The following is an 18824-nucleotide window of genomic DNA, read 5'->3' as shown; positions in this document are numbered from 1 at the left end:
GGAGTCGATGACTTATGCCCACGACCACTGCGAGAGCCAGGGGTGTTCGGCCGCTGCCCAAGCTGCTGTCCCTGCGCAGAACCCTGGCGTTCACTTTCTCGGCCGTGTTGCTCGCCGCAGCCGCCTCCCTCCTCTCCCTCGGAACGGCGCAGCCCGCCACCGCACTCTCCGTCCCAAGGGCGCAGCCCGCCGCCGCACTCGGCAACGGGCTCGCGCTGACCCCGCAGATGGGCTTCAACGACTGGAACGCGTACGGCTGCAATGTCTCCGAGTCGCTGATCAAGTCCACCGCGCAGGCGATGCACACCAACGGCATGCAGGCGGCGGGCTATTCGTACGTCAACATCGACGACTGCTGGATGACCCACAACCGCGACTCGGGCGGCCGTCTGGTGCCGGACCCGGCCAAGTTCCCCGACGGCATCAAGGGCACCGCGGACTTCGTGCACTCGCTGGGGCTCAAGCTGGGGATCTACGAGGACGCGGGCACCGCGACCTGCGCCGGGTATCCGGGCAGCCTGGGGCACGAGACCACGGACGCGCAGTCGTTCGCGTCGTGGGGTGTGGACTACCTGAAGTACGACAACTGCAACAACACAGGTGCGCCCGCGCGGTCCCGGTACACCGCCATGCGTGACGCCCTCGCGGCCACCGGCCGGCCGATCCTCTACAGCCTGTGCAACTGGGGCCAGGACAACGTGTGGACCTGGGGCGCGGACGTGGGCAACAGCTGGCGCACCACCGGCGACATCAGCCCGAGCTTCTCCAGCATGCTGTCGATCTTCCACAGCAACGTGGGACTGGCCTCCTACGCCGGCCCCGGCCACTGGAACGACCCGGACATGCTGGAGGTCGGCAACGGCTCCATGACGGCCACGGAGAGCCGCAGCGAGTTCAGTCTCTGGGCGGAGATGGCCGCCCCGCTGATCGCGGGCACCAACATCCCCTCTGTCAGTGCGGACACCCTGTCCACCCTCACCAACTCCCGGGTGATCGCGGTCGACCAGGACCCCCTGGGGAAGCAGGGCACCATGGTCTCGTCCTCGGGCGGCCAAGATGTCCTCGCCAAGCCGCTGGCCAACGGAGACGTGTCGGTGGCTCTGTTCAACGAGACCGGATCGACCGCGACCATCTCCACCACGGCGGCGGCGATCGGCAAGACGGGCGCGTCCTCGTACACCCTGACCGACTTGTGGACCGGGGCGGCTTCGACCACCTCGGGCACGATCAGCGCCTCGGTGCCCGCACACGGCACGGTGATGTACCGGGTCGCGGGCGGCAGTAGCGGCGGAGGCTCCACCGTGACCGGCGCGCTGCACGCGGTCGGTGCGGACAAATGCCTGGACGTACCGAACTCGAGCACGACCGCCGGTACCCAGGTGGAGATCTGGAGTTGCAACGGAGGGGCCAACCAGACCTGGACGCACTCCACTTCCGACCAGCTCACCGTCTACTCCGGCAGCAGCCAGATGTGTCTGGACGCCTACAACAACCAGACCACCGCCGGGACGAAGGTGGTCGTCTGGCCGTGCAACGGCCAGAGCAACCAGCAGTGGGAGCTCAACTCCAACGGAACGGTCACCGGCGTCCAGTCCGGTCTGTGCCTGGACGTCACAGGCGGTGCCACCGCCGACGGAACCCTCGCCGAGCTGTGGACCTGCAACGGCAGCAACAACCAGCAGTGGGCGTTGAGATGAAGCCCTCGCGCTCCGCAGAGGAGGCCACCACCGTGCGCCGACCAACCCGCGGCCGCAGGCAGTTCGCGGCCATGCTCCTGTTCGCCCTGGCGATGGCCCTCGCCGTCTTCGGGGGACCGGCACTCGCCGCCCCCGCACCGGTCGGCCCGACGGCCACGGCCCACGCGGTGCACACCTCGACGGCCGACGCGTCGTCGCTGCCCTGCGACATCTACGCCGCGGGCAGCACACCATGTGTCACGGCACACGCCACCACCAGGGCGCTCTTCGCCTCGTACAACGGGCCGCTCTACCAGATCCAGCGCGCCTCCGACCGCACTTATCGCGACATCGGCGTGCTCAGCGCGGGCGGCTACGCCGACGCCGCGTCCCAGGTGTCGTTCTGCGCGGGCACATCGTGCACGATCACGAAGATCTACGACCAGACCGCGATGCACAACGACCTGCCGATCTCCTGGGGTGGTTACTGGAAGGGCCCGGGACCGAACGGCTCCGACGTCGGCGCGGACGCCATGGCGCTGCCGGTGACCGCGGGCGGTCATCAGGTCTTCGGGGTCAAGGTCAACCAGGGTGTCGGCTACCGGCACGACAACGCGAAAGGCGTCCCCACCGGATCCCAGCCCTCGGGCATCTACATGGTGACGTCGTCGAACTACACGAACCAGTGGTGCTGCTTCGACTACGGCCTCGGTGAGAACACCCACACCGACACCGGTAACGCCACCATGAACGCGATCTACTGGGGCAACGCCTGCTGGTTCGGCGGCTGCACCGGCACCGGCCCATGGGTCGAGGCCGACCTCGAGAACGGCATGTTCCACACCAACACCGGCTCCAACAAAGACCCCAACAACCCTGGAGTGCACTACCCGTTCGTCAGCGCATGGGAGAAGAACGACGGGACCACCAAGTTCGCCCTCAAATACGGCAACGGCGCGAGCGGCGGGTTGACCACGACCTTCTCCGGCCCCTTGCCGAACGGCTACTCACCGATGAAGGTCGACAGCTCGGTCCTGCTCGGCACCGGGGGAGACAACAGTGTCTCGGGCACCGGCGAGTTCTTCGAGGGCGCGATCACAGCGGGCTACCCCTCCGACGCCACCGAGAACGCGGTGCAGGCCGCCATCACCGCCGCGGGCTACGCCACGGGCGGCGGCAGTGGCACGACCGGCGCCCTGCACGCGGTGGGCGCTAGCAAGTGCCTGGACGTGCCGAACTCGTCCACCACGGCCGGCACCCAGCTGCAGATCTGGAGCTGCAGCGGCGGCGCCAACCAGACCTGGACGCATACGTCGTCGGGCGAACTCACCGTCTACAGCGGCGGCAGCCGACTGTGCCTGGACGCCTCCAACCGGGACACAAGCCCCGGCACCAAGGTCATCACCTGGCCCTGCAACGGCCAGACCAACCAGCAGTGGAACGTCAACGCGGGCGGCACCGTCACCAGCGCCCAGTCCGGCCTGTGCCTGGACGTCACGGGCGCCGCAACCGCGGACGGCACCTCCGTGGAGCTGTGGACCTGCAACGGAGGCTCCAACCAGAAGTGGTCGCTGAGCTGACCCCGTGACGCACAGGAGGACCGAATGAGGACGAGAGCGAGGCCCGGCCGTCTGATGGTGGCAGTCGGCATCGTCTTGGTGTTCGTGCTGCACCTGCTCACGACGGCCGAGAGCCGGGCCGCCGCGGGCGTGACACTGAGCGTGCACCTGGCGTCGACGCGGGGCCCGTCGACCGGCGTGGGCGAGGGGTTCCTCTACGGCTTCACGGCGGACGGCAGCCAGCCGGCCGACCAGTTCATCAAGACGCTGGGGATCAACGCGTTCCGCGGCGGCGGCTGGTTCTCCGGCGGCTGGATCAAGGACGGCTACCAGAACGGCTCGGCCACCAAGGCGGACCTCGACTCGATCGTCGCGCAGGCGAAACGGTTGACCCAGGCGCCCTACCACGCGCAGTACCAGGTACTGGTCAGCGACATCTACGGGGCGAACGGCGGCCAGCCGTCGAACACCAAGTACCCCTGCGACAACGGCGACTGCTCCAACTGGATCGCCTTCATCGACGCCACGGTGGGGGCACTGCAGGCCTCGGGGTCGACCTTCGCGTACGACATCTGGAACGAGCCGGACATCTCCTACTTCTGGACCCGCGGGGTGAACAGCGCCCAGTACTTCCAGATGTGGGACACCGCCTACCGGGAGATCCGGCGCCTCGCCCCCTCGGCGCAGATCGTCGGGCCCTCCTTCGCCTTCACCCCGCAGGGCAGAGCGGATCAGTGGAAGACCTGGCTCGCACATGTGAAGGCGGCCGGGACGGTACCGGACATGATCACCAACCACGACGAGGGAGACGGGGACGACCCGGTCACCGTCGCGCAGTCGCTCAACGGCAGCCTGGACGCGGCGGGCATCAGCAGACGACCGCTCTCGGCGAACGAGTACCAGCCCGCCGACCGGCAGACGGCCGGGGTGACCGCCTGGTACCTGGCGCGGTTCGCGCAGTCCGGGTACACCAACGCGATGCGCGGCAACTGGGTGTGCTGCATCACCCCCAATCTGACCGGAGTTCTGACCCAGAGCGGGGGCAGCTGGCAGCCGACCGGCAACTGGTGGGCGCTTCGGGACTACGCCGACATGACCGGAACCCTCGTGGACACCTCCGGCCAGGTCGGCTCGACGGCGATCTCGGCCTCGGAGGACTCCTCCAACAAGCGCGCGGTGGCGATCATCGGCGACTCGAACGGGTACACCGGCGCCGCCTCCGTGACCTTCGACGGGCTGTCGTCAGTGCCCTGGCTGGCGAACGCCGACAGCGCGCACCTCACCGTGCACCGCATCGCCGACCAGGCACCGCTGGGCGCTCCCCAGGTCGTGTACGACCAGAACGTGAGCACCTTGGGCGGCTCGGTCACCGTGCCGTTCACGTTCCAGAGCGCGCACGATGCGTTCGCCGTCTACCTGACACCGGCCGCGTCCAGTGGCGGCGGCTTCCCCGACGGCTACCACCAACTCGTTGCCGCGCACGACAACTTGTGCCTGGACGTGTACGGGAATTCCGGCAGCGCGGGCGCCAAGATCGACCAGTGGAGCTGCAACGGGCAGAGCAACCAGCAGTTCCAGTTCGTACCCGCCTCGGGCGGCTACGGCGAGTTGCGAGCCCAGAGCTCCGGTCAGGACGTGGCGGTTTCGGGCGGCTCCACGGCCGCCGGTACGCCCGACATCGTCCAGCAGGCCGTGGACACAGCGCCCGCCGCTCTGTGGCTGCCGATCCGACAGTCCGACGGCTCCTACGAGTTCCAGAACCAGAACAGCGGTCTGTGCCTGGACGTTTATGGCGCCGGCAGCACTCCGGGTCAGCAACTGGACCAGTGGCCGTGCAAGAACGCGCCCGGCACCAACCAGGACTTCGCCCTGCGCTGACCACAACTCCTCGACCTCTGAAAGGAACCCATCGTGTCAGCATTCAGCCGGTTGTTCCGGCGCCTACGCGCCTCGACGGCCGTGCTCACGGGCCTCGTCCTGGCCGCGGGCGGGATCGTGGGCACGACCGCCGAGCCGGCCCATGCCGCCACCTCGATCACGATCAACGGCACGTCCGGCGGCCGGACCTTCGACGGCGTCGGCGCGATCAGCGGCGGGGGCGGCAACAGCAGACTGCTGATCGACTACCCGGAGCCGCAGCGCGGCCAGGTCCTGGACTACCTGTTCCGGCCCGGCTACGGCGCCTCCCTGCAGATCCTCAAGGCCGAGATCGGCGGTGACACCAACTCCACCTCCGGCGCCGAGCCGAGTCACCAGCACACCCGGTCCGACTTGAACTGCGACCGTGGCTACGAATGGTGGCTGATGGAGCAGGCCAAGGCGCGCAACCCGGACATCAAGCTGTACGGGCTCGCCTGGGGAGCGCCTGGCTGGATCGGCGGAGGCAACTTCTGGTCCACCGACATGATCAACTACCTACTCTCGTGGCTGGGCTGCGCCAAGCAGCACGGGCTGAGCATCGACTACCTCGGCGGGTGGAACGAGCGAGGCTACAACATCGCCTGGTACGAGCAACTGCGCAGCGCGCTCAACGCCAACGGCTACGGCAAGGTCGAGATCGTCGCGGCCGAATCGGACTGGGCCGTGGCGAACGACGTCAACTCCAACTCGGCGTTCGCCGCCTCGGTGAGCGTCATCGGTACGCACTATCCCTGCGGCTACCGGTCCTCCCAGTCCAACTGCGCGGTGCCGTCGGCCGCCACCTCGTCCGGCAAGAGGCTGTGGGCGAGCGAGAACGGCTCGGACGACTACAACGCGGGAGCGCCGGCCGTGGCCCGCGGCATCAACCGCGGATACATCGACGGCCGGATGACCGCGTACCTCAACTGGCCGGTGGTCGCCTCCATCACGCCGAACCTGCCCTACCCCACCATGGGTCTCGCCCTGGCCTCGCAGCCGTGGTCCGGGTCCTACTCGATCGGCAAGAACGCCTGGGTGATGGCGCAGACCAGCCAGTTCACCGCACCGGGGTGGCACTACCTCGACTCCTCCAGCGGCTACATCGGCGGCAACCGCAACAACGGGAGCTACGTCTCGCTGAAGTCCACGAACAACTCCGACTACTCCACGGTCATCGAGACGATGGACGCCGGCAGCGCTCAGACGCTGAACTTCAACATCACCGGAGGGCTGTCCACCGGAGCCGTCCACGTCTGGTCGACCGACGTCAACTCCAACAAGCAGGCCGACTACCTTGTGCACGCCACCGACGTCACCCCCTCCGGCAGCAGCTTCAGCGTGACCGTACAGCCGGGCCGCGTGTACACCCTGACCACCACGACCGGCCAGGGCAACGGAACCGCCACCGGCCCCGCCCCGGGCGCGATGAGCCTGCCGTACAGCGATTCCTTCGACGGCTACGCCACCGGCACCGAGGCGAAGTACCTCATGGACTGGCAGGGCGCCTTCGAGGAGGTGGGCTGCGGCGGCGGCCGTAGCGGCAAGTGCGTGCGCCAGATGAGCCCGCAGAAGCCGATCACCTGGGACGCGCTGTCCGATCCGCACGCCTTGCTCGGTGACGTGAGCTGGAGCAACTACACCGTCTCGTCCGACGTGCTGCTCGAACAGCCGGGATACGCTGAGGTGATCGGCCGCGCGAACGCGCAGGACTACAGCAGCACCGGCGGGCTGAACGCCTACCAGCTGCGAGTGAGCGACACCGGGGCCTGGTCGATCCTGAACTCCAACACCAACGGCAGCGTCTCCACGCTGGCCCATGACACCGTCACGGCGCTGGGCACCAACCGGTGGCACACCCTGGCCCTCACCTTCTCCGGCAACACCGTCACCGCCGTCATCGACGGCTCCACGGTCGGTTCCGTGAACGACTTCAGCTGGGCCGGCGGCCAGGTCGGCTACGCGACCAGCCAGAGCGAGACGGCGCAGTTCGACAACCTGTCCATCACCCCCGGCAGCGGCGGACCCGGTGGCGGCACGACCGCCACGATCGTCGGGGCCGGTTCGGGCCGGTGCGTGGACGTGCCGAACCAGTCGCAGACGGCCGGCACCCAGGTGCAGCTGTGGGACTGCAACGGCGGCGCCAACCAGCAGTGGACGAACACCACGGCCGGTGAGCTGCGCGTCTACGGCGGCGACTGCCTGGACGCCTCGGGCCAGGGCACCAGCCCCGGAACCAAGGTGGACATCTGGACCTGCAACGGCGGCAGCAACCAGAAGTGGACGATCAAGGCCGACGGCACGATCACCGGTGTCCAGTCCGGCCTGTGCCTGGACGCCACCGGCTCGGGAACAGCCAACGGCACCTTGCTGCAGCTGTGGACCTGCAACGGCGGCAGCAACCAGAAGTGGACGCGCAACTGATCCCTCGGACGGCTGAGATCCGCCCCGTCAATGACCTTGAGAGGCTCCGCATGACCTCCTCCCCCTTCCCGCTCAGCCGGCGCCGACTGCTGGCGGCGGCCGGCGCGACGACGGCCGTCGGCCTGCTGCGGTTCGCCCCCGAGGCCGCCGCCACCGGCGGCCCCGGAAGCTACACCGCGAGCTGGTCCTCCGTGGACCAGCACCCCCCGGCCCCGGCCTGGTTCCAGGACGCCAAGTTCGGCATCTACTACCACTGGGGCGTCTTCAGCGTTCCCGCGTTCGGGAACGAGTGGTACCCGCGCAACATGTACATCGGCGGCTCGGCCGAGAACAACCACCACAAGGCCACCTACGGCGACCCCTCGGTGTGGCCGTACAACAACTTCATCGACGGTGCCCGCGACAAGGCCGGCAACTACGTGCAGTTCGCTCCCAAACTGGCCTCCCAGGGCGGCAACTGGGACCCGAACGCCTGGGCGCAGCTGTTCAAGGCCGCAGGCGCCAAGTTCGCCGGGCCGGTCGCCGAGCACCACGACGGCTTCTCCATGTGGAACAGCCGCTCCAGCCCGTGGAACTCGGTCCAGCGCGGCCCCAGACTCGACCTTGTGGGGCTGCACGCGCAGGCCATCCGCGGGCAGGGGCTGAAGTTCATGGCTTCCCTGCACCACGCCTACCACTTCAACGGCTTCTACGACCATGTGCCGAACCAGTCGGACCCGACGCTCCGCGTCCTGTTCGGCCAGCAGGGCGCGGCGGCGGAGAACAAGCTCTGGTACGACAAGCTGGTCGAGGTCATCGCCGGCTACCAGCCCGACCTGGTCTGGCAGGACTTCGACCTGGGCCTGGTGCAGGAGTCCTACCGGCTCGAGTTCCTCGCGCACTACTACAACCAGGCCGTCGCCTGGAACAAGGACGTGGTGGCGACTTACAAGGACGGCCTCAACAACAAGGGGGAGGTCTTCGACTTCGAGCGCGGCGGCCCGGGAGGGCTGCTCACCCCCTACTGGCTGACCGACGACAGTATCTCCTCCTCCAGTTGGTGCTACACGGTGGGCATCGGCTACTACTCGACGCAGGCGCTGGTCCACTCGCTGATCGACCGGGTCAGCAAGGGCGGCAACATGCTGCTGAACATCGCTCCGATGGCCGACGGCACCATCCCCTCCGGGCAGCAGTCCATCCTGCTCGCCATGGGCGACTGGCTCGGCCGCTTCGGAGAGGCGGTCTACGCCACCCGCTCCTGGGCCAGTTACGGCGAGGGCCCCACCAAGATGGGTGGAGGCTCGTTCAGCGGACCGGTGGCCGGCAAACCGCAGGACATCCGGTTCACCCGCAGCCGGGACAACAAGGTCCTCTACGCCACCGCGCTGGGCTGGCAGGGCGGAACCATGACCATCACGACGCTGAACTCGAACCAGATCAACCTCAGCAGCCTGACAGGCGCCAAACTGCTGAACAACACCGCCGGCACCTACATCGACCTGCCCGCACCGACCCAGGACGCTTCCGGCCTGCACCTCACCATGCCCTCGTCCAACCCGCCGTTCAACGCCCTGGCGTACACGGTCAAGCTCACGTTCTCCGGTGAGATCCCCGTCCTGGGCGCGCCGGGCGGCTCCACAACCTGGGTCGAGATCGCCAATGTGACCAGCGGACTGCTGCTCGACAGCGGGGGCAACGTCGCCTCCGGCTCCAACCTCAAGCAGTGGAACTCCGACGGGAGCACCAACCTGCAGTGGCAGCTGATCGACGTCGGCAACGGCTACTACCGCATCATGAACCGCACCAACGGCATGGCCGCCGACAGTTGGGGCAACTCCGCCAACGGCGCTCCCGCCCGCCAGGAGGCGTGGAACGGCGGCAACAACCAGCAGTGGTCGCTCAACAGCCTCGGCGGCAACCGCTACCAGATCGTCAATCGGGGCACCGGCACATCCCTTGACGGCAGCGGCAGCACCACGGTCGGCTCCACCACGGTGATGTGGACACCGAACTCCAGCACCAACAACGAATGGACCATCACTGCCGTCTGAACCACCCCAGCCTCGTTCGTCGCGGTGTCACCGCCGCACGCAGTACCCGTCCCAATCGACCGGCGCTCCCTGCCCATCCCCCGACTACGGAAGAAGGAATGCATGAAACGCAAACCGCTCTTAGTGTCCATCGTGGCCGCGGTACTTCTCGTACTCACAGCTGCGGGCACCTCGTTCAGCAGCGGCCTCGGCCCGCCCACGTCGGCCACGACCACCGGCGCCCTCAGTCCGACCGCCGGCTGCGGCAAGGCGCCCACGCTGACGAGTGGCACACACACGATTCAGAGCGGCGGCCAGACGCGCAGTTACATACTGCGGGTCCCCGCCGGCTACGACAGCAACCACCCCTACCGGCTGATCTTCGGCTTCCATTGGCGAGGCGGCACGGCCAACGACGTCGACTCGGGCGGAACGGACGGGTACAACTGGTCCTACTACGGTCTGCGGCGCCTGGCGGACAATGCGAACAACAGCACGATCTTCGTCGCCCCCCAGGGCAACGGCAACGGCTGGGCCAACCCCGGCGGCCAAGATGTGGCCTTCGTCGACGCCATGGTCAGCCAGCTCGAATCAGGTCTGTGCGTCGACACCACCCAGTTGTTCTCCGCCGGCTTCAGCTACGGCGGCGCGATGTCATACGCCCTCGCCTGCTCACGAGCGACCGTCTTCCGTGCGGTCGCGGTCTACTCCGGCGCGAACCTCAGCGGGTGCAACGGCGGCACACAGCCCATCGCCTACATGGGTCTGCACGGCCTGAGGGACAACGTGCTGCCCATCTCATCGGGACGGGAACTGCGCGACACGTTCGTGCGGGCGAACGGCTGCACCCCGCAGAACCCGCCCGAGCCGGCCAACGGAAGCCTGACACACATCACCACCACCTACTCCGGATGCAGGTCCGGATACCCCGTCGTCTGGGCCGCCTTCGACGGAGCGGGTCACGATCCCGGTCCCATCGACGGCTCCACCGGTGACGGCTGGCGCACCTGGACGTCGGCAGCGGTGTGGCAGTTCTTCACACAGTTCGGCTCGAATTCGCCACCGCCGTCCGGCAACCAGGAGATCGTCGGCCAGCAGGCGGGGCGCTGCCTGGACATCAACAACTTCACCACGGCCAACGGCACGCAAGCACAACTGTGGGACTGCAACGGCGGTTCCAACCAACGTGGACCTACACCGCCGGAAAGCAGCTGGTCGTCTACGGCAACAAGTGCCTGGGCGTCGGCCAGACAGCGGGCAACGGCACCCCGGCGGCGATCTGAGACTACAGCGGGCAGGCAGATCAGCAATGGAACGTCAATCCCGACGGCACGATCAAAGCAGCACAGTCGGGGCTCTGCCTCGACGCCAGCGGCCAGGGGACCGCCAACGGGACGAGAGTTCAGCTATGGAGTTGCACGGGCGGTGCGAACCAGCACTGGAGCCTGCAGAACTGACACACCGGGGCCAGGCCCGCACGGCACCGTGCGGGCCTGACCCCGCAGACCTCGACGCACGCCAACCCGGAACCGCGCAGGCTCCGCTACCCCGAACGCCCGGGCCCGCAGGCGACGTTCGCCGAACAGGTCGACGGACTGACCTTCCGGCACGGGCCGCTACGCGCCGCCCGGGCGCCCAGCGCGGCGTGCGCTTTCCGTACGGCGGACGGGTTCGTGGCCCTTTCTGGGGCGGGCCGCCCGGTCGGCTGCCGGTGACTCACTTCTGGAGGCCGCCCGATCAGCGACGCGGGACTGCCCTTGGTGCGCCGAGAAGTCCGATGGCCCATTCGTGGCTGGCGAGCACCACGCAGGGCACCATGGTCGGCGACTACATCTCTACATCCTTCTCCGGCGGCACGACCCATCCCGTATTCGCAGTGGCCTCGGCCCCCAGCGGGTCGGTCTTCAACGAGGCGATGTATACGTCGACTTCGGGTCTCACCGCAGCCGCCCGTACCGCGGCCGTCACCACCGCCACGGCACGTGACAACGGCTTCTCGGTCCGCCTGGCCGCGATCGCCTACGCGCAGTGGCTGGCCAACGGCGGTGTCGAGGGGGCGAGGGCAGCCTCCTGACCGACAGCCGCTGATCGCAACAGCCGCCCCGGCAGTCGCCGGGGCGGTCACAGCATGGCTCATTCGGGCCGGAGGGCCAAAAGCGGGGCATGGCCAGCGCAACCCACCTCCGGGTCCTGCAGCCCCTCATTCAGGAGTGGGCACCTCGCGCTCGGTGCCGTTCTGTGTGAGCACCGTCGCCGAGCTTCGCGCCGTCCAGGCGACGGTGTCCCTGCCCCAGCCGTATTGGCGCATCCTCGCCGTGCTGATGGTCTTCAACCTGGTCAACTTCCCCGACGCACTGCTCCTGCTGCGCGCCCACGAGCTGGGCTTGTCCACGGCCGGGGTCGTCGGCGTGTATGCGGTCTACAACCTCGCCTACGCCGCCCTGTCCTACCCCGCCGGAGCCCTGTCCGACCGGCTGTCACGTCCGCTCGTATTCGCGGCGGGTCTGGTCTTCTTCGCTGTCGGCTACCTCGGCCTCGGCCTGATTCACGCGCCGTGGCTGGTCTTCCTGGTCCTACCTTTGTACGTTTGGATTCGCCACCTGCACCGAGGGGGTCGGCAAAGCCTGGATCTCCACCCTCGTTCCCGACCGCCAGCAGGGCACGGCCCAGGGCCTCTACCAGGGCGCCACCGGCGCCTGCCTGGGGCGCCGACGGGTACGTACCGCCTATAGTGTCCGGCGCCGCAGCCCTCGCCCTGGCCGCCGCCCTGCCCGTCCTGGGCCGCTTCTGGCAAGCAAACGGATGAACCACAACTAGCAGACGATACTTGACGTGTCCTTGACCGCTTCCCTCAACGTCCCTAATGAGGTGCAGAGTTAGGCTCCCCAGGCGACTCGTGTCCCGGCGACACCGGGACCGTCGATGCGCCAGCACAGCCCAAGGCGGAACGTAGTTTGGGGAGTTGGGGGATCGCTATGCGCACACGCGCCAGAGCGTCTCTCGTGGCCACTGCGGCTGCGTTCCTGCTCGTCGCCACCGTGGGCAGCAGTTCCTCCGCGGCAAGCAGCAGCCAGCCGGTTGGCCTGGTCTCGCCCGGTGACCCGTACGCCCGCCTGTGACATCAGCCGGGACGGGACCGGCACCAACTACTTGTCCGGGGAGGACGAGCCTATGTCACCGCCTCCCCGTGATACCCGCGCGTAGACCGCGCCGTCGGGGCCGGTGCTCACCAACCGTCCGACGTGGGCAGGCAGGTGCTCCTCGTAGTTCTGTCTCTCCGGCTTCTTCACCAAGAACGGCAGCGGGGTCTCGGTGAAGTGCCGCCCGTCGAGGGAGTAGGTGGCGGTCAGGCCCCGGGCGCTGCCGTTGGACCAGCGGTCCTGCTGGAAGATGCCGACCGCGGTGCTCGCACTGCGCGCCTGGCGGGCTGAACTACCAGCGTGCGTCCGCCGCCGCACAGCCAAGGCGCAGGGTCACGTCGTGTCCTGATCCGAGGGCTTCAAGTCCACTCGGCCGAGATCGCTGCTGTGCGAAGCCTCACTCCGCCCCCTCTCATGGGCCGCCCGACAGCCGCCCGTGCGCTGGCACCTTGTACCCGGCCTGGTCGCCGCTGTCACCGCGACCACACGCAACACCACCCACAAACAGTCAGGAGAGCAGCCATGACCGCATACGAGCATGCCGACTGTCTCGGACCGGAACTCGTTGTCATCCCCTGTGGCAGCCGCACACTGGGATGGCCCGCGCGAGCGGCAGACATGTACCTCGGCTCTTACCACCGTGCGTGCCGCAGGGCAGCCGAAACGCTCCAGACCGAGCGTCTGCTCATCCTCTCGACGCGCTACGGCCTCCCGGACCTCGACGACGTCATCGAGCCGTACGACACACCCCATGGCACGGCCGGTTCGACAACAGCCCGGCTTCTCCTGGAACAGGCAACCGAGCGAAACGTCGTACAACTCGACCCCGTCGTCGCCCTCGGTGACGCGCGGCATACGGCCCTGGTCCACACGGTCTGGCCGCACGCCCGCACGCCGCTGGCCGGGACGCGCGGCATGGGCGAGCAAATGGCCTGCCTTGCAGCGATACGCGAAGGGCAAGCTCGGCACCGAGGGTGATGCCCTGTGCGCAGAGGCGGAGGAGATTCGGCCCTGAGCGGCCCTTTGAGTACCGATCAACGGGCACAGCGATGCGCCTCAGCCGTAGAAGCCGGCCCCGCCCCAGGCCATTTTCGAACGCGTGGCGAACACGGGCAGGCGAGTGAACCACGCCACAACTGTACGGGACCTGAGTGAGGCACTTCGGGCCGGGAGGCTCCGCAGCGCCTGCACGTGCAAATCGGCTCGGTAGCTTCGATGTCAGCAGCCCTACTCACACGGGCGTGGTGGGGCGTCCGAACAAGAACCGCGGGGCCCGCCGCCGTCATCCTTAAAGGAGTTCCGCCGATGAAGACCGTCACCCACTGGATCAGTGGCAAGCCGTTCGGAGACGCTTCAGGCGCCTCCGGCACCTGGGGCCCCGTCACCGACCCCGCGACCGGGGAGGTCACCGCGCAGGTTGCGATGGCCGGCGCCGACGAGGTCGACGCTGCGGTCGCCGCGGCGAAGCAGGCGTACGCCACCTGGTCCACGTCCTCGCTCGCGCACCGGATCGCGATCCTCTTCCGCTACCGCGAGCTGCTGAACGCGCGCCGCGACGACTTCGCCGCGCTGATCACCGCCGAGCAGGGCAAGACCCACGCGGACGCGCTGGGCGAGGTGGCCCGGGGCCTAGAGATCGTCGAACTGGCCTGCGGGCTCGGCACGGCACTCAAGGGCGAGACGTCCACGGGGGTGTCGAGCCAGATCGACGTCGCGTCGATCCGCCAACCGCTCGGTGTGATCGTCGGCATCTCGCCGTTCAACTTCCCCGCGATGATCAGCATGTGGATGTTTCCCATGGCGATCGCCTGCGGGAACACCTTCGTCCACAAGCCGAGCAGCAAGGCCCCGTCCGCGTCCATGCTCCTCGCGGAACTCGCGGCCGAAGCCGGCGTGCCCGACGGTGTGCTCAACATCCTGCACGGTGACGAGGTCGCGGTGAACGCGCTCCTCGACCACCCGGACGTGGCGGCCGTTTCGTTCGTGGGCTCCACGCCTGTCGCCCGCCACGTGTACACCAGGGCGTCCGCCAGCGGCAAGCGTGTCCAGGCCCTCGGCGAAGCGAAGAACCACATGCTGGTCCTGCCCGACGCCGACCTCGACGCGGCGGCCGACGCCGCCATGACCGCAGCCTACGGCTCCGCAGGTCAGCGCTGCATGGCAGTCTCCGTGGTAGTCGCGGTCGGCTCGGCGGGCGACGCGCTGGTGTCCCGGATCGCCGAGCGGGCCACAAAAATCAAGATCGGCCCGGGCAACGACCCCACGTCCGACATGGGCCCACTCATCACCAAGGCGCACCGCGACGAGGTCGCGGACTATGTCGCGGGTGCGGCCGCCCAGGGAGCCGACGTGATACTCGACGGCAGGGGCTTCACCGTCGAGGGTCTGGAGAACGGGCACTGGATGGGCATCTCGCTCCTCGACAAGGTCAGCACAGACTCGGACGCCTACCGGAACGAGATCTTCGGTCCCGTCCTGTGCGTGCTGCGTGCAGAAACCTACGAGGAGGCCATGGCCATCATCAACGGCTCCCCCTACGGCAACGCCAGCGCCATCTTCACCCGCGACGGCGGCGCGGCCCGCCGGTTTCAGCTGGAGGTCGAAACCGGCATGGTCGGCGTGAACGTGCCGATGCCCGTGCCGGTGGGCTACCACTCCTTCGGCGGCTGGAAGGACTCGGCCTTCGGCGACCACCGCATGTACGGCAGCGAAGCCACGCACTTCTACACGCGCGGCAAGGTCATCACGAGCCGCTGGCCGGACCCGGCCGAGACGCCGGCTGGCCCGGACCTGGGCTTCCCCGCGTCCCACTGACCGCCGCAGGCCCGCACGCGCTGGTCGCGCCGGGTGGCTGCGCCTTCGGTCCTGCCCGACCATGTAGTCAGCCGGGCTACGACCAAGATTCGGATCATTCCCGGACCACCCGGCGCAACCGGGCATCTCAAAGGCGGAGCCGTGTGCCTGCGTGGAGATCACCGTCGTGGACCCGCTGTGGGTCAAGCCGATCCCCCGTGAATAGTCCGAGCTCTCCGCCGACCACGCCTTGGTCGTCACGGTCCAGGACGCCCTGCGCACCGGAGGAGGGCACCGGGGTGGCCCAGGGCCCTACAGGAGGCCCGCATCGCCACCCCGGGTACGTGCCCTGGGCATGGGTATCGGTCGTCGATGGGCCTGTCGGGCAAGAGCATGCGTCCAGCCTTGATGAACCACAGCGAGCCCGCACTGGTGGATACGCCCACTCGGCGGGCGGCAGCTGTCCCTTTCAGGCCACCTCTACGCAGCTCGAAGTACTCCTTCGGCACCGCCGGCGGCAGTCTGTTGGCTCCACCTCGAGGCATAGGTCCGACTCCTCTCGGGTGTCGCAACCACCGATGGAAACCGCCCTGTGTCGAAGCACCGCTCCTGCCACAGAACAGCATGCGCCATGACGCCCTCGCATCAGGACATCGACCACTGAGCAGACCCGTGAGGCGTGCCGGCCGGATGCTGATGTCCTCATCCGAGCGTGTCATGGCCGCATATGTGGCCATGACGCCACTGCAGGCAACCGCTGAAAGCGGGTGAGGCGCCGAAACTTGACGCCTCGACCCATACAAAGGAACGCAGCATCATCCCGCGGCGACGCGGACGACGCTCAGCACGGGCGCGGGCGGCGTCCCTGGGCGGATGATGGTGTCCTCCACTGTGGGTCCCAGTCCATTCGGGAGGCGCACGATGAAGGACAGCTCGACAGGCAGGAAGCCGCTGGTGGTGACCGTGCTGGTCTTCCCGGCCGTCCGGCTGCTCGACGTCACGGGTCCGATCGAGGTGTTCTCGACGGCCAACGAGTTCGGTGGCCGGTACCGCGTGCACACGGTCTCCCCGGACGGCGCCGACGTGGTCACCGCATCCGGCACCGGACTGCGCGTCGACCTGGCGGCCGCGCAGGTGCGCGGGGCCAGCGATGTGGTCGTCATCCCCGGCGGCCCGGAGTGGCCGTCTCTCATCAAGGACGACGCCCTGCTGGACGCCATAAGGGAGCTCGACGCACGCAGTTGCCGCACCGCGTCCGTCTGCACCGGGGCGTTCCTCCTCGCCGCGGCCGGCCTGCTCGACGGACGCAAGGCGACCACGCACTGGCGCTTCGCCGACCAGCTGGCTCTGCGCTACCCGCGGGTGACCGTGGAGATGGACGCCCTGTTCGTGCGCGACGGCCACATCATGACCTCGGCCGGCGTCAGCTCGGGCATCGACCTCTCGCTCGCCCTGGTCGAAGAGCACCTCGGCGCCGATGTCGCCCGCGCCGTGGCCAAGGACATGGTCGTGTTCATGCAGCGGCCGGGCGGCCAGTCTCAGTTCAGTGTCCGTACTCACACCCCGCACGCGAGACAGGAGATGCTGCGCCGGATCCTGGACGCGGTCGCCGAGGACCCGTCCGCCCCCCACACCCTGGCCGCCATGGCACGCCGTGCGGGTGTGAGCCCCCGCCACATGACGCGCCTGTTCCACGACGAGATGACCATGACCCCGGCCCGCTATGTCGAGCAGGTCCGCATGGAAGCCGCCCAGGCGATGCTGGAGGAAAGCGACAACCCCATGGCCACGGTGGCCCGGCGCACCGGCTTCGGGTCACCGGAGTCGCTGCGCCGCGCCTTCACGCGCAACCTGGGCATCACGCCGGGGGCCTACCGGGCACGCTTCCGTACGACGCACACCGCGGGCGACGGCAAACGCGCCTGATGCCCTGGAGGTGTCCGGCGAACACAGGAAATCGCCGGAATCCGACAGCCCGGCCTTGCCGGACGAGACCGATCAGGCCTCCTCGATGGTCCGCCCCGGCGTCGGCTCCGCGAGCGCGGCCCGCCACGCGGGCGTGCCGAAAAGAGCGGCGAAGTACTGCGTCTCGTGCACGACCTGATGGCCGACGAATCCCATGACAGTCACCGTGTACGAAGGCGCACCGTCGTAGATGGTGACGCATTCGCTCACCCATACATGCGCGTGGCCGGTGATGCGCAGGGTGAAGTGCCGGTCGGCCGGGTGCCCGCCGCGTTGCGCCGCGATCGTCTCGCGGCCCCGGAAACGGTCACCCGACTGCGGATGGTCCAGCATCGCGTCCACAGCGTAGATCGCATGCTCGGCCTCGAAGTCACCTCGCTCCGAGGCCTGTTCCCTCTTCCAACGGCATGGCGGGCATCTGGCTCGAAAGTCCGTATCCGAGCGCTCCACGGCAGCTTCTATGGCCATGGAGTGACGCAAGGAGTGCGCTGGGACTGTGAGGTCGCGGGATCCGGCGACCCAGAATCTCGACAGGAGGCAGCGGCTTGACAGAGAACATGACGGCCCCGGGCGGGACCGATCACGAGCAGTTGCGAGCGTTCGATGGGCCAGGGGCGGCGTCGGCAGGGCGGCCCGCCTTGCGCGAGCACTTCTTCGACCGGCCCGCCCTTGAAGTGGCTCCCGAACTCCTGGGGGCTCTCGTGGTCTCGCGCTCGCAGCGCGGCGTGACGGCGGTGCGTATCACCGAGGTCGAGGCGTACGAGGGGCCGGACGATCCGGCCTCGCACGCGTTCCGGGGCCCGAACCGGACCAATCGAGCGGAGTTCGGTGCCCCGGGGACGTTCTATGTGTACCGGACGCACGCAGTGCATCGGTGCCTGAACGCCGTCTGCGGACCGGGGCGGCGTCCCGCTTCGGTGCTGCTCCGCGCCGGCACCGTCGTGGAGGGAGCAGACGTCGCGCAAGAACGCCGGGGGCCTGGGGTGCGGGCGCGCGATCTGGCGCGCGGCCCGGCCAACCTCGCTCGGGCGTTGGGCATCGCCGATCTGCATCGTGACGGACAGTCAGCATGCGACGCAGCGGCGGAGTTGTTCCTCGCGGAACCCGCCGGGGGCGTCTCGTCCGCGCGGGTCGGTCGAGGGCCGCGGACGGGGGTGGGCGGTCCTGCTGCTTTGTACCCCTGGCGCTTCTGGATGCTGGGCGAGTCGAGCGTCAGCGCCTATCGGGCGCACCCGGGGTCCCGCCAACGGAGTCGGGCGAAGGGCTGACCCTCCCGCCGGCCTGGGACATCACGAGTGCCGGCGCCCCTCCCCGGAGGCGGCGGCACCCGGAGGTGCTTCAGCCTCGCTCCGGTACCGG

General features: G+C 68.5%; 13 protein-coding genes and 1 pseudogene. 12 read left to right on the top strand and 2 right to left on the bottom strand.

The features are described from left to right. Positions 1–14: 14 nt before the first annotated feature. From OG798_RS04495 to OG798_RS04460, 8 genes and pseudogenes are all read left to right on the top strand, one after another. The gene (locus OG798_RS04495) at positions 15–1697 is read left to right on the top strand and encodes a glycoside hydrolase family 27 protein (protein WP_328756350.1); all 1683 of its coding nucleotides are present in this window, start codon (positions 15–17) and stop codon (positions 1695–1697) included. A 71-nt stretch (positions 1698–1768) separates the two neighbouring features. Continuing rightward, positions 1769–3256, top strand: coding sequence for a lectin (locus tag OG798_RS04490; protein ID WP_183127819.1), 1488 nt, complete (start codon positions 1769–1771; stop codon positions 3254–3256). A gap of 24 nt (positions 3257–3280) precedes the next feature. Further along, a complete protein-coding gene (locus OG798_RS04485) occupies positions 3281–5113 on the top strand; it encodes an RICIN domain-containing protein (protein ID WP_267060457.1) in 1833 nt (610 codons plus the stop codon). 33 nt (positions 5114–5146) lie between these two features. Then, positions 5147–7555 (top strand): ricin-type beta-trefoil lectin domain protein, encoded by a 2409-nt coding sequence (locus OG798_RS04480; RefSeq protein WP_328756347.1) that lies wholly within the window; start codon positions 5147–5149, stop codon positions 7553–7555. A gap of 50 nt (positions 7556–7605) precedes the next feature. Next, positions 7606–9588, top strand: coding sequence for an alpha-L-fucosidase (locus OG798_RS04475; RefSeq protein ID WP_267060455.1), 1983 nt, complete (start codon positions 7606–7608; stop codon positions 9586–9588). Between the two features lie 102 nt (positions 9589–9690). After that, positions 9691–11024 (top strand): annotated as a pseudogene (locus tag OG798_RS04470) (ricin-type beta-trefoil lectin domain protein). Between the two features lie 320 nt (positions 11025–11344). Further along, positions 11345–11641: a hypothetical protein gene (locus OG798_RS04465; RefSeq protein ID WP_328756345.1), complete on the top strand. Its 297-nt coding sequence runs from the start codon at positions 11345–11347 to the stop codon at positions 11639–11641. Positions 11642–11777: 136 nt separating this feature from the next. Continuing rightward, positions 11778–12299 carry an MFS transporter gene (locus tag OG798_RS04460; RefSeq protein WP_328756344.1) on the top strand — a complete coding sequence of 174 codons (522 nt, stop codon included), beginning with the start codon at positions 11778–11780 and terminating at the stop codon, positions 12297–12299. Between the two features lie 414 nt (positions 12300–12713). Here the strand turns inward: OG798_RS04460 and OG798_RS04455 are convergent, their stop codons facing one another. After that, positions 12714–13025 (bottom strand): hypothetical protein, encoded by a 312-nt coding sequence (locus OG798_RS04455; RefSeq protein ID WP_328756343.1) that lies wholly within the window; start codon positions 13023–13025, stop codon positions 12714–12716. A 204-nt stretch (positions 13026–13229) separates the two neighbouring features. Here OG798_RS04455 and OG798_RS04450 point away from each other — a divergent pair, with 204 nt between their 5' ends. The 3 genes from OG798_RS04450 to OG798_RS04440 all read left to right on the top strand — a co-directional run bounded on the left by OG798_RS04450 (position 13230) and on the right by OG798_RS04440 (position 17426). Then, positions 13230–13685 carry a DUF6884 domain-containing protein gene (locus OG798_RS04450; protein ID WP_328756342.1) on the top strand — a complete coding sequence of 152 codons (456 nt, stop codon included), beginning with the start codon at positions 13230–13232 and terminating at the stop codon, positions 13683–13685. A gap of 327 nt (positions 13686–14012) precedes the next feature. Further along, a complete protein-coding gene (locus OG798_RS04445; RefSeq protein ID WP_328756341.1) occupies positions 14013–15521 on the top strand; it encodes a CoA-acylating methylmalonate-semialdehyde dehydrogenase in 1509 nt (502 codons plus the stop codon). 900 nt (positions 15522–16421) lie between these two features. Further along, entirely contained in the window at positions 16422–17426 is a 1005-nt protein-coding gene (locus OG798_RS04440; RefSeq protein ID WP_179436726.1) for a GlxA family transcriptional regulator, read from the top strand. A gap of 72 nt (positions 17427–17498) precedes the next feature. Here OG798_RS04440 and OG798_RS04435 read toward each other — a convergent pair whose 3' ends face one another. Next, positions 17499–17807 (bottom strand): nuclear transport factor 2 family protein, encoded by a 309-nt coding sequence (locus tag OG798_RS04435; RefSeq protein ID WP_220789029.1) that lies wholly within the window; start codon positions 17805–17807, stop codon positions 17499–17501. Between the two features lie 203 nt (positions 17808–18010). On the opposite strand from OG798_RS04435, the gene OG798_RS04430 reads away from it, so the two are divergent. Further along, the gene (locus tag OG798_RS04430; protein WP_267060451.1) at positions 18011–18733 is read left to right on the top strand and encodes a DNA-3-methyladenine glycosylase; all 723 of its coding nucleotides are present in this window, start codon (positions 18011–18013) and stop codon (positions 18731–18733) included. Positions 18734–18824: the final 91 nt, after the last annotated feature.

Origin of the sequence: Streptomyces sp. NBC_00271 (assembly GCF_036178845.1) — a bacterium.
Lineage (GTDB): Bacteria > Actinomycetota > Actinomycetes > Streptomycetales > Streptomycetaceae > Streptomyces.
This window is presented reverse-complemented; position numbering and strand designations above follow the sequence as displayed.

Excerpts from the sequence above, each read along its gene's own strand:
- OG798_RS04450 (WP_328756342.1), top strand. The coding sequence starts at position 13,230 with ATGACCGCATACGAGCATGCCGACTGTCTCGGACCGGAACTCGTTGTC.
- OG798_RS04495 (WP_328756350.1), top strand. The coding sequence starts at position 15 with ATGCCCACGACCACTGCGAGAGCCAGGGGTGTTCGGCCGCTGCCCAAG.
- OG798_RS04490 (WP_183127819.1), top strand. The coding sequence starts at position 1,769 with ATGCTCCTGTTCGCCCTGGCGATGGCCCTCGCCGTCTTCGGGGGACCG.
- OG798_RS04440 (WP_179436726.1), top strand. The coding sequence starts at position 16,422 with ATGAAGGACAGCTCGACAGGCAGGAAGCCGCTGGTGGTGACCGTGCTG.
- OG798_RS04445 (WP_328756341.1), top strand. The coding sequence starts at position 14,013 with ATGAAGACCGTCACCCACTGGATCAGTGGCAAGCCGTTCGGAGACGCT.
- OG798_RS04475 (WP_267060455.1), top strand. The coding sequence starts at position 7,606 with ATGACCTCCTCCCCCTTCCCGCTCAGCCGGCGCCGACTGCTGGCGGCG.
- OG798_RS04465 (WP_328756345.1), top strand. The coding sequence starts at position 11,345 with ATGGCCCATTCGTGGCTGGCGAGCACCACGCAGGGCACCATGGTCGGC.
- OG798_RS04485 (WP_267060457.1), top strand. The coding sequence starts at position 3,281 with ATGAGGACGAGAGCGAGGCCCGGCCGTCTGATGGTGGCAGTCGGCATC.